We start from the raw sequence: 12,138 nt of genomic DNA on the forward strand, positions 1-12,138 counted from the left end.
AAAAATACAAATAAAACAAATTATGATTTGTATTTGCATTTGTATGATGTCTGTATCACAATAAAGGCACAAAGGATTAGAGGAAGAGGTGGGGGTATGTCGCAATCGACGTTACAGACGGCAATCAAGGAAGAGTTACTGTCGCGAATCAAGAGAGGCTATTACGAAGAAGGGAAGAAGTTCCCGACGGAGTATGTACTTTGTGAAGAGTTCGATGTCAGTCGGACGACCGTTCGAGGTGCGTTGAACCAGTTGACGCTTGAAGGGTATCTGATTCGACAGCAAGGGCGTGGGACGTTCGTCGCCGGTAAAAAAGTTCGGCAGACCTTGTCGCATACACCAAACAATTATGCCGCTCAGTTAGCGGTGCAAGGAAAGCGGGGCGAGGTGTCGTTGATTCAATTGTCTGTCGTCTCTGCGACCGACGTCCTAACGGAAGTCTTTCCTGTAGAAGAGCAAGCGCCCATCCAGAAGATTGAACGGATTCGTCATGCCGACGGTGAACCGACACAATATGAGATCTCATTCATCCCGTGGTCGATTGCTCCAGGAATTACGAAGGAACAAGCAGAACATTCGTTGTTTGATACGCTATCGAAGGTCTTCGATATCCAAGTGGCGAAAACGACGGAGTCACTAGAAATCATCTTAGCGGATGAAGCCATCAGTAGTCATCTGAAATGTCCGGTCAATGCGCCGTGTTTTTATATCGAGACGGTGACAGAGGATCAGGAAGGTCAGATCATTGAGTATTCACGATCCTACTTCCGTGGGGATAAGACAAACTTCGTGATTGAACGTTCGTATCGTTAAATGAAATAGCGTTGTTGCAGAGAAGCGCGAAGAAAGGTTGAATCCATTCACACATCGAAATGGATTCAACCTTTTTTGACGTCATCATTTTGTTTCAACTCACATTATGCTAAGTAATAGTTGAGGCTGTTCGGAGAGTAAGTAATCGTTTTCGACGTAGCGATGATAGGACAATGACGAATCGTTCACATGAAATAGCGTCAACTGTCGACTCTCGAAGTCGACTTCTTCTATGTAGACAAGTTCTGTAATGCCACCGGAATGATGGGGAGGAAGCAGTTTTAAGGATAATCTTTCCCGTAAAGCGATGAATAACATGACGTCCATTTTATAAGTCATAGTAACGGAAGTATCATTGTGAAGAATAATGGATGAATCGATGGAGAGACAAATAAGCGGATTCATAGTGGGTAACGATACCGGATGAGTCATTTCTTTTTGAAGGTGCTGCATGATGAACCTCCCCATAATAAGAACGTATGTTCATATTATGGGGTATGAATACATTTTTTGCAATATTATTTGAGGTGAATCGTTTATCAAGGCATCAATCATGATTGTTCAAAGAGTTTGAATGGAGTTTTATAGCTGGATTCTGGTACAAACGATAAGATCATGCTTTTCAAAAAAGGATGCTGAATTTTCATAGGTTTTGAGATAATCGGATCATATCCGTGCACCGGATTCCGTTTTCAATGATTTCCTTTTTGTAGTGCCTCAAGAAGTAGTTCGTATCGACACCGATTATTCGAAATCTAGACGTTTGACTATCTTATATGAGGGTTCTGCCACTAGCAAAAAATTCATCGGAGGATTTTCCTGATGAGACAATTGACGAATGTTTACATTCATAACTGTATTCTTCTTACATTTTAAGATGAATTAGAGAACCACTATTTTTATTAAATATAATATCAATTAATAAAAACCAGCATCTGATAAATAATCAGGTGCTGGTTTCATATTCTAAAGAGTCTATATCCAAGACTAATAATTTTTTAACTCGGCATATGTTGAAGTTCGTCATAAAGAACGTAGCTTCCTGATGGAATGTCTTTCGCACGATACATGGCGATATCCGCATGTTGGAGCATCTCGAGCATACTCAAGGCATCCGTCGGATAGCAGGAGATACCGATGCTTGGCGGGCAAGAAATCGTATGATTGGCAATCTCATAAGGTGCTTGTAACGTGCTCAACAACTGATTTGCCATACGATGAAGTTGTTCGTATGATCTAACTTCCTTTAAAAGTAATGTAAATTCATCGCCGCCTTGTCGCGCCATCATGTCAAAATCCGTTTCAAATGATTGTAGTCTTTTCGCAACAGATTTCAATAATTGATCACCGACATCGTGTCCAAGTGTATCGTTGACCGTTTTGAATTGATTTAAATCCATGAAAAATAACGACACATTTGATGTAGGATGAGGTGAATCAGATGTGATAAGCGTTGAAAGTCGTTCCTCGAATGCAAGACGATTAAACAGTCCGGTCAGTGCATCATGATAGGCAAGGTATTGAATACGTTGTTCATTTCGTTTCATTTCAGTCACATCCTTACCGATACCAAAGATTCCTACAATTTCGTTTTGGACGATGATTGGAACATTGGTGATGTTCATATACGTACTGGAACCAAGTGCATTTTCAACCACGGTTTCATAGCTTCGTGGCATACCTTTAAATACTTCTTTCAATTCTTTTGAGACTGTCATCCGGTGTGTATCTTTGACGTATCGAAGGCTATTTTGACCCATCAATTCGATTTTAGAGACACCTAAAAGATTGCTACAGGCAGTATTCGCACTATCGAATTGACCTTTAAGATCAGTTGAATACACTGGATCTGGATGGTATTCAAACAAGGATTTATATCGTTCTTCGCTTAATTCAAGCGTTTGTGCTTGATCGTAGTAGCGACGGACTAATTTATGATTCTCGATAATAATTAAGACTTGTCGGGTGATGACGAGTAAAATGGAAAGTCCTGAACCAACTGTCACGATATCGAAACTACGGGAGTGAAAACCCATGAAGACGAACAGAATCAAGACTCCTCCATAAGGCGTTAGCATTTGAAAAATATTTAACTTTTCGGGTTGAGTCGCTGACGTTGTACTTATAGTATTTGGCTGATGTTGAAGACCCGCATAAGCTAAAAGAATCATTGCTATGATGAACAAGGGGTCAATTAAACTACCTGAGATGTACGTGTCTTGGGCAATCAAATACAAGTAAACAGAGTCAGCGATTGCTTGTATCGTGACGGCTGCAATAATGAGATACATGGATAAACTTTTATCCTTACGCGTAAGATTAAAAAATAAAAAGGAAGCGGCGACTAACATACCCAAGTCTCCCAAAGGATAGATGAGAGAGACAATGAGAGCATTGATGGTTGCCATGCTCGTATCCAGAATAGGTTCGATCAAAAAGTGCCAAGAAAACGTACTCGCAACGACTAAAATGATCAAGACATCGAATAAAAATGAAATGCGTTGCTGTATTGCTGCATCCTTTAAAATTTTGTATGTCAGAGCGTAAAGTAGGAATAGCACTTGAAGAATGTAAAACACGTCTGGCCATCCTGGAAACGCCACATTTTTGTGGAAAATACTTTCTGTGAAAAACCAAATCAATTCGGCGATTAAATACCAAAAGGTGCCGAAAGCGATAAGTAACCAAAACTTACGATCGTTTGAATCAGCCCATTTGATAGCAATCTTTAAATAGAGAAGGGCAATCAACAATCCTGAAATCGAAAAGATATTTCCTCCTAGTGCTTCAAGAGAGGGAGAATCAGAAAAAGTAAAAATCCATCCATAATAGCCTAAAGCATAGAGTAGAATGATTAGGATAAAGCTTTTAGGTTGTTTAAACATGCTATTCTTTTACTCCTTCTTATCATATTCACTTAGTATACAATGAGCTTATTTTTTGAACAGAATTTGTTTATAAAACAGGTCTATACTGATTAATCAGACAGAGCATCTTAAAAGTATTCCTTAAGAGAAAGGTATAAAAATAAATCGCAATCATAAAGTGCATGACATAAACGATCAAACGTCATCTACATCATGCACTTTAAAATTTTTAGAGAGATGTGGTCTTCAATACATCTTGTGTTTGAAGTAATGTAACGAATGCGTCAAAATCGATTGGACGTGAAAATAGATAGCCTTGACCAATCGTACAACCGTAGGAAGTGAGAATCTTTTTTTGCTCAATCGTTTCTATACCTTCCGCAACGACGTTTAAATTCAGATTCAAACCAAGCTCAATGATCGTCTTGACCATAGGAGAATTCTGATTAGAAGTCAGGCGATCAATGAACGACTTATCGATTTTCAATGTATCTATCGGAAGTTGCTCGAGCACATTCAAGGACGAATACCCTGTTCCGAAGTCATCGATGGATGTTTTAATCTGCGAGGTCTTCAAACATTGCAAAATCGAAACGCTCTCTTTGATGTTTTGAACAATGCTCTCTGTAATCTCAAGCTCGAGCCACTGCGAGTCAAGAGATGTCTCCTCGAGAATCTCGCTGACACGCTGGCAGAAGTTTGGACTTTGGAATTGAAGAACAGAAACGTTGACCGATAGAAGCAAAGGTTCGAATCCTAAATGCTGAAGTTGTTTACTTTGGTAAGTCGCAGTAAATAGGACCCACTCTCCGATTTCATTGATAAGACCTGCTTCTTCAGCGATTGGAATGAACTCAGCTGGTGAAATCCATCCGAACTTTGGATGATGCCAACGGAGCAATGCTTCCATACCAATGATTCTTCCAGAACGAAGATTGACTTTAGGTTGATAGTAGACGCTTAATTGTTGCTCACGTATCGCATTTCGTAAATAGGATTCAATTTCAAGCTTTCGTACTAAGTTGGATTGAAGTTCAGTTCCATAGTAAACAAATGCGTAATTTCCATTCTGTTTAGCTTGATAAAGAGCTTCAGCTGTATGAGCCTGTATTTCTTCGATAGTCAAACTTTGGTCAGGAAATACACTGACACCACCATGCGCTACAATATTCAATTCTAGCTCCTTCAAACGGATAGGAGCTGCAAGGTGAATGAATATTTTTTCATTCATTACAGTGATACTAGATCTTTCTGTTTTCAGAAGCACAATCATAAACTCATCTTCACTATACCGATACATTTTAGAATTCTCTTTCAGTACATGTTTTAAACGGAAAGATACTTCTTTCATGATCTGTTCACCGACATGATGCCCGAAAATATCTGTGTACATTCGCACCCGTTCTACTTGAAGCAATATGAAGGCAAGCGGTGTGTGTTCATCTTTAAGGGTATTTTTGGTGTCTTGTAAAAAAGATACACGATTACCTAAGCTTGTTAATGGATCGATATATGCAATTTGGTTTAATTCAGCTAATAATTCACTATTTTTCATGACAGTAAAAGCTTGTCTAATAATGATAAGAAGAAAAATCATGATCCATCCTGTACTTAAGGCATTTAAATTCCAGGCATAACTTTGCATCATTAGGATAGAGAGAATCAAGATGCTCGAATAAGGAAAGATAAATTCTTTTTTAGTTGATACATTAAGAGCAAATGGATCAATCATACTTTCTTGTCTTGGCTCTTTTTCATGATATCGAGCAGTGTAACCGATAAATAATAATGCGATAGTCCAAATCAAATCGACACTGCCACCTGATATATAGCTATTTTTAATTGTAAATTGTGCAAAAGTGATATCTCCGATGACTTGTAAAAATAAACCGATGATGAGATAAGTCAAATATGCATTGCGTTTGTTAAATAGAATTAAATAATAAAGCGTGATGATAAAAAAAAGAATTCCTAAATCTGCAATTTGGAAAAGAAATGTATGGGCGATATACCACAAAGACTGTTGATTAATCTGATAAAGTGGATAAAGCAGGTAATGATAACTAATTGAAGTCGCGGCTATCATATAAATCATTGTATTAAAGAAGAATGCCGAGTTTGAAAATTTTCTCGTTTGATTCAAAAGTTGATTTAACAGGGCAGCAAAGTAGAAAAAGTAAGAGCAGACCCAAGTTAAGGATGATAAGTCCGGTGTATCCAGGACATTATTCGTAACAAGTAAGATGATCCAAACAAGTGTGCCAAGGGTAGAAAAACTAGCTCCAAGACCTAAAAACATCCAAAAACGTCTAGCGGAGTTATTCTTAAGATAACTTTTTATGATCCAAATCGTACTTAAAATACCGACGAACAACTGGACCGTGTTCAATAGAACCAATCGCATCCATTCAGATCCTTCAAAAAAATGGTTCCCATACCAAAACAATAAACCAATTCCGATGGACAGAAGGAAGGGATAACTTATAGTTGTACGCAAAGATTTTTCCTCCCTTATGTTTAAATAGCTTTCAAATAAGTATCGGATATATTGGATTTATATTTAACGTAATGTTCTAATGTCGTTCAGATTTTAAAAATAGCTACTATTAAAATATAGAACTTAAAAATAAGCCTAGTTCTCCCAATTGAGTTGATCTAGGCTTACATTTAGTTTGTTATCGTTTTTTATTTTTTGATTTAAACGATTTAAAAGCTTTTTTACTGTCGTGTCTAGTAATTTGAAGCTTTCAAGTTTACAAGATGGTACGTCGTTTTCGTTCCATTCGTGATGCTGTACGCCAGTACACCGTCATGGTAAAGAGGAATGGAAACCAACTCTTCAAAGTTAGTCAGAGGAGCGACGGTCTTCGCTTTTAAGTTCGCATACATCAACTGATGGATGCCTTCGCGGAAGATGACTTGTGTATTTGAGAGGAACTGAATGCCGTCGATCGTCGTCTGGGCACTGGAAGCGGAATAGTTCAGCGTCTGTTCGTCCAATCCGATGGGTTGGAATATGGCGTCGCCTTCTGTTCCAAGAGCGAGATAGGTACCGCTGCGACTGAAATCGATTAATCCGGATATCTCTTTTTTGTAGGCACCATCCAGCGTCTCAAGCACACGGACGTTCTTTCCGTTGTTAAAGTGAGACGTGTATAAGGTCACGCCGTCATCGCTATCGCGGTGCTCGTATGTGAATAGACCGTCTCGTACCTTTCCTGTTTTTAAGATGAAGGACTGGAGTGGTGTGATCTTTCCGGTTTTTAAGGAATACGTTTTTATCGTGGAGACCGTTTTTTGTGCAGTCGCTTCTTGCGTGATCCAGGAAACCCGAGTTGACGTAACATCGATTCTCGGAGGGGACGTATCGAAGCGACTTTCACCGACATCGAGCGTCGTCACCTGATTCGTCGTAATCTTCAATTGACGAATCGACCATTTTACACCTGTTTTCGTCGGTTGTTCCGTTTCGACCCATAGTAAAAATTCACCTGTACCCGTCATCATCGGGATTGCATGCTTCGTCGCATGGACGATTTTGTTGTGCTGTCGTTTCGTATCGTATGTATAAATGGTGCTCTTATTTTCTTGTAGATCCAAGTAAAACATCTGGTTTTGATAAGCATACTGTGGATCGATCGAGACACGGTGTTTGCTTAATAAGGAAGAAAGGTCGTACGTTTTCGTTTGACCTAACGTGATGCGCTCCGACTGCTTTTCTAATTCGATTGCTTGTTGGTTCTTGGAGTCGGTCGTTGCTTTCTTCAAGGAAGTGTTTACTTGTTCAGGTGACGCGACATTTTTTTGTGCTACATGCGGTGTTGCTTGTTCTTCCATCATGGTACAACCCGCTGTCGTCCAAACGATGGTCGAAAGACAAAAGATGGATGCGAAGTGATGTAATTTCATATCGGATAGCTCCTTTAAAGGTTTTCAGAAATGTAGTTCATTGCTGCATTTCATGTGAAGAGGGAGTCGGACGACGGGTGTAAAGAAACACGAGATACCACCACTTTAATGTGTAGGCGAACAAGAAGACACACATCCATGCCCACGGTCGCAGTGTCGTCAATCCTTCGTAAAAATGTCTGAACTCTGTAATGTCAAGACGGTACATGGAGTTCCAAATGAATAGTGCATACAGGAAAAGCATCGCTACCACCGCTCGGATCGACGCTTTTCTCAAGGCTGGATGCTTGATCGCGACGAAGATTGCACTGATAAGCGTGATGAAAAAGAATGCGTAGGAAAGTACCCACACCCACATGTCATTGGTTGGTCCCATATGTATTTTCCTCCTCAGTTAATCATGGATGCGTCTAGACGATCGTCTAAACAAAACAGAAAGAATGACATCAATCAGTAAGCCAATCAAGAACCAACTGATCAAGGTCAGGATATAGATCAGGAACAGTGGGACATGGAAGGAATCTAGCCATGTTCCAAGAAAGGATCGTGATTCAAGAAGCCAGAAAACAGGGCTCGTCAGAAACAACAAGATATTTTTGTCGTCGTAGCCAAAGGCATTGAACAGACAGACGGCAAGTGAAAGTAAGGGAAGCCAGAGTCGAAAATCTTTACGCATTGTTATTCATCTCCTGTTTGAGTGGGGGGTTCATCGGACCTGAATCAAAAAGGCGGATAGACCGTCACCATGTTCGTTCCATCCGGCAACGACCTCATAGGTATACGTACCTTGAGAAGAAGGTGCGATAAGAATGTCGTTTTTTAATGAAACCTGTTCACTTTTCGTTTTCGAATCTCAGCGTACGACTTCGAGCGAATCGGGTTTACGATCAAACGAGAGATGAATTTTGTCAGAGGGTGAGACGATGACGGGTTTACTTTTTTCAGTCATGTGTAAAGCATCCACATAGATCATGTCCGCACATTGAGCACTGAACAAACTGGACCAGCAATAAGAACCTTGGACAGTTGGAATCGCTTTACCGTTTACTTCGACGTCGGGGTCGTAGGGTTCGATCCGAAATGGCTCAAAATAGATAAAAAAGCAATCACGGCAAGTAGTGAGCCAATCAAAATGAATTTAAGGATACCAGCTCCTCCTTTATTGAATAAATAATAGTGTTAAATCGGAAATTAAAATCAATCAAGTCATATATCATGCAAAAGAATCTTCATATAGAATCATTTTCCACAATAAACTATCAAATCCCTTCAAATGGATGAAGGGATTATGAATGAGGCACACGTGTCTCTTTGAGACGACTAGGTGCAATGAAAGAATAGAGGTTAAGAAAGTAGTTATTTGAACTCCTATACTTTTTTTAGACGACTTCTTAGCGCTTAAAGAGCGTAATATCGATTTTGCGAGGAACCTAAATGAAGTGAAACTAGCTATGGTTCTTCAGAATGGAACATATGACGAAACAATCAGCGTCTTTTGAGGAAGTCATTTTCCTTTTACGAAGAATAGAGGAATCAATGCTTCTCCCAGTGGGCTTGATAATCGAGAATATATTGACTTAGGGGAATCGGCTCGGTGCCAGTCACTTCGCGGAATTGACTGTTCGTTCGTTTCGTGAGTCCAAGACTAATCGGGAGGTGTAACATGATGACTTCATTGACGTAGCTTTTCGGATATCCTTTTTGGACCATCTTCATTTGGAAGAATGGAATCGAAGGGTTCGTGTAACGAATCGTCTTTCCTAAGAGTAGCGTCATCAGACTTGCGATCTCATGGAAACCGAAAACTTCCTCGCCATGCAACGTATAGACACGATTGAAATGGGGAGCAGGATGTTCGAGGCAATGGATGACGAACGTCGCGATATCCCGGATGTCGATCATGCTTGTCTTCCCAAGACCAGCGGGCGTAACGATCTGCTCGTGAAAACGGATGTCATCACGCATGAAGAGATTCAAATTTTGCATGTAGTATCCGGGACGGATGATCGTAAACGGGATACCGGTCTCTTGAATGATTTTTTCGATCGTATGGTGAGGTGTCAGCGGAAAGACTGGAACATCCTTGAACGAGAGATAAACAATGTGCCGGACTGAGGTGAAGCGCAAATAGCGCAGAAAGAGATGGAACTGTCGTGTTGATACTTGGGACGGATACATCAAAAAGAGTTGATCGACGCCTTTTAACGCTTGTGAAAACGTTGAGATATCGGCGTAGTCCAGGTGACGATAGTGAAAAGCATTGCCGAATTTCTCTGAAGCAGCTGCTGGGTCGATGACAGCCGCATGAAAGGGAATATGTCGCTTCATCATTGCATGACCGACGGCTAGTCCGACGTTTCCTGTGAATCCTGTTACTAAAATCGTCATGTGTAACGTCCTTCCTGTACACTTGACTGAACTGCTGTTTGATGAGAAGTAAATCATGATATGTCTAAGAAAAAGTGAGGTGGTAAATCGTCCGCTAATTGCTTTATCGTAACTTGATTGAGCGTATTAAAGAACGAAATCAGTGCAACATCTAATAGTTGATCTAACGCACGTACCTGATAACGCGTTCCCGGGAAAAGCGGACGTTCGAATAATGCGACGACTTCTCCGACCCGGACAGTATGACTCAATGGAAGGAGTTGAACACCACCTTCTCGTCCAGCATGGGTTCGTAAAAGACCTGCTCTTCCTAAAATTGAAATGATCTTCGTAAGATGCTCGTACGAGATGTTACATTGAAGCGAAATATCTCTCGTCTTTACGTATTCTCCTCTTCGTGTCATCGATTTTGAGGTGTGTGCCAAAAAAAGTAATGTCAGTAAGCCATGTTCCGTAGCACGTTTCAACCGCACGATCGCATCTCCTTTCATTTTTGACTGACGATGATTTCAGACAATCAAGAGACAATATCGCGTCATGGAGGAAAAGGGCGCTTTCGTCATGTAAACATGCGTGTAGGAATCATCGAATGTGATCAAAGCAGAAATGAGGTGTGCGCGAATGTACCGACAGGAGAGGCTTCGCCGTTGAGGCGTAATCAGTTCATCTCTTCGAGAGTCGAAGTCGAGCAACAATTGCAATGGGTACTCTGTGAATATCGTCACCTGACAATGAATGCCGAGCCGGTGATAATAATCGACGATGCATTGACGAACGAACAGTGCTCGTTCATGAGTAATCATATGCTTTGCCCTCCTCTTCATTTACCCAATCGGATAGGTGGTCTTTTATATATTGCCGAAGGGTGATCGGTCGTTCACCAATTAGTTCTAGAAAGTGGTTATCCGTCTCATCCGCTAGAGCTAATAAGATTGGCACATGAAGTTTGATGATTTCATTGGTTTCTTCGTAAGACAATCCATGTTGCATCATAAAGGACCGGAAAAAATCAATCGACGGGTTCGTATACATGATCTCTGTTTCAAGTTCTTCTCCGAGAAGTCGGGCGACTTCGTAAAAATTGTAAGCCGCTTCACCGCTGATCGTATAGATTTTATTGAAGTGAGTGGCTGGGTTTTCAAGACACGTCATCACGACGGTCGCTACGTCACGGGCATCAATCATGCACGTCTTACCAATTCCTGCCGGTGCGAAGAGGTGTGCATGATCTCGTAACATATCTCGCATGAACATGTTTAAATGCTGCATGTAGTAGCTAGGACGAATAATCGTGTAGGGAATGTCGGTTTGGCGAATGACGACTTCAATACGATGATGTGGCGTGAATGGGAGGGATAGAGCGTCTTTGCTTGAGAGGTAGACGATGTGTTGCAGGGCAGTCTGTCTGAGATAATGAATAAAATATTCGAATGTCTCCAAGTCCGCGTTTGCAGGAAATTCGAGAAAGATTTGATCGCATCCTGCGAGTGCCTCTACGAACGTCGAAGCATCTTGGACATCGAATCGACGAAAGTCAAAATGCTCTCCATATAATTCGGAAGCGGCTTGTGGATCGGATACCCCGATGCAAAAAGGCTGTTCTTCCGTGCGCATACGTTGGCTGACGAGCTGCCCGATCGGTGAAGAAAAGTCCGTAATGAAAATCATGGGAAAATTCCTTTCCTCTCTTAGATGAACGAGGCATCACTGATGTTGGAAAGTGGTAAATAAAATACTTGTATTAGTTATATAATACCCTAATTATCCTTCAAATACCGGATAGATGATAGTTCCTGCTAAAAACATAATTAAGTATTCCATTTATTCAATATATGAACCTTAATATTCAAAAAAATTAATTATTAATACTTATGTTTACATATCTAGGTTTATTATGAATATTACTCGACGTACTTGTCGTGAAGGCTATCGTAAATTTGCGCGTATGTTTCCTTGAGTGACCTAATCGCATTCACGTCTGTTCCGATGACATCCACTACATCAGTCGACACATACAAAAGGAAATCCGAGTCAAAGAAGACGATGTAAGCTGCCGTGTGCCCTCGATAAACGTTTAAGCAGTAGGAGATGACTTCATCTAGCTTTATATGTTTCACATGTTCATAGACGACACCCGTATAATCTCCTTTATCTTCCACGA

General features: G+C 40.6%; 12 protein-coding genes. 1 reads left to right on the forward strand and 11 read right to left on the reverse strand.

What is annotated here, in order from left to right; translation table 11 throughout:
• Positions 1-96 precede the first annotated feature (96 nt).
• Positions 97-813, forward strand: a complete 717-nt coding sequence (locus tag ASF99_RS06025; protein ID WP_055967729.1) for a GntR family transcriptional regulator — start codon at positions 97-99, stop codon at positions 811-813.
• 99 nt (positions 814-912) lie between these two features.
• Here the strand turns inward: ASF99_RS06025 and ASF99_RS06030 are convergent, their stop codons facing one another.
• The 11 genes from ASF99_RS06030 to ASF99_RS06085 all read right to left on the reverse strand — a co-directional run bounded on the left by ASF99_RS06030 (position 913) and on the right by ASF99_RS06085 (position 12,136).
• Positions 913-1,266 (reverse strand): hypothetical protein, encoded by a 354-nt coding sequence (locus tag ASF99_RS06030; protein WP_055967732.1) that lies wholly within the window; start codon positions 1,264-1,266, stop codon positions 913-915.
• A gap of 545 nt (positions 1,267-1,811) precedes the next feature.
• Entirely contained in the window at positions 1,812-3,698 is a 1,887-nt protein-coding gene (locus ASF99_RS06035) for a DUF4084 domain-containing protein (protein WP_055967735.1), read from the reverse strand.
• Between the two features lie 211 nt (positions 3,699-3,909).
• A complete protein-coding gene (locus tag ASF99_RS06040) occupies positions 3,910-6,177 on the reverse strand; it encodes a putative bifunctional diguanylate cyclase/phosphodiesterase (RefSeq protein ID WP_156357190.1) in 2,268 nt (755 codons plus the stop codon).
• A 233-nt stretch (positions 6,178-6,410) separates the two neighbouring features.
• Entirely contained in the window at positions 6,411-7,589 is a 1,179-nt protein-coding gene (locus ASF99_RS06045; RefSeq protein ID WP_055967742.1) for a hypothetical protein, read from the reverse strand.
• 37 nt (positions 7,590-7,626) lie between these two features.
• Entirely contained in the window at positions 7,627-7,965 is a 339-nt protein-coding gene (locus ASF99_RS06050) for a hypothetical protein (protein WP_055967744.1), read from the reverse strand.
• An 18-nt stretch (positions 7,966-7,983) separates the two neighbouring features.
• Complete coding sequence (locus tag ASF99_RS06055; protein ID WP_055967746.1) at positions 7,984-8,265, reverse strand: hypothetical protein; 282 nt, start codon at positions 8,263-8,265, stop codon at positions 7,984-7,986.
• 857 nt (positions 8,266-9,122) lie between these two features.
• On the reverse strand, positions 9,123-9,977 hold the full coding sequence (locus tag ASF99_RS06065; protein ID WP_055967749.1) for an NmrA family NAD(P)-binding protein: 855 nt from the start codon (positions 9,975-9,977) through the stop codon (positions 9,123-9,125).
• A 53-nt stretch (positions 9,978-10,030) separates the two neighbouring features.
• Positions 10,031-10,450, reverse strand: a complete 420-nt coding sequence (locus ASF99_RS06070; protein WP_055967752.1) for an RrF2 family transcriptional regulator — start codon at positions 10,448-10,450, stop codon at positions 10,031-10,033.
• A gap of 36 nt (positions 10,451-10,486) precedes the next feature.
• Positions 10,487-10,780, reverse strand: coding sequence for a hypothetical protein (locus ASF99_RS06075; RefSeq protein ID WP_023468121.1), 294 nt, complete (start codon positions 10,778-10,780; stop codon positions 10,487-10,489).
• The gene (locus ASF99_RS06080) at positions 10,767-11,645 is read right to left on the reverse strand and encodes an NmrA family NAD(P)-binding protein (protein WP_055967756.1); all 879 of its coding nucleotides are present in this window, start codon (positions 11,643-11,645) and stop codon (positions 10,767-10,769) included. The genes ASF99_RS06075 and ASF99_RS06080 overlap by 14 nt, the downstream gene beginning before the upstream one ends.
• Positions 11,646-11,878: 233 nt before the next feature.
• A complete protein-coding gene (locus tag ASF99_RS06085; protein ID WP_055967759.1) occupies positions 11,879-12,136 on the reverse strand; it encodes a hypothetical protein in 258 nt (85 codons plus the stop codon).
• Positions 12,137-12,138 lie beyond the last annotated feature (2 nt).

The organism is Exiguobacterium sp. Leaf187, from assembly GCF_001423925.1.
In the GTDB taxonomy this organism is placed as follows: domain Bacteria; phylum Bacillota; class Bacilli; order Exiguobacteriales; family Exiguobacteriaceae; genus Exiguobacterium_A; species Exiguobacterium_A indicum.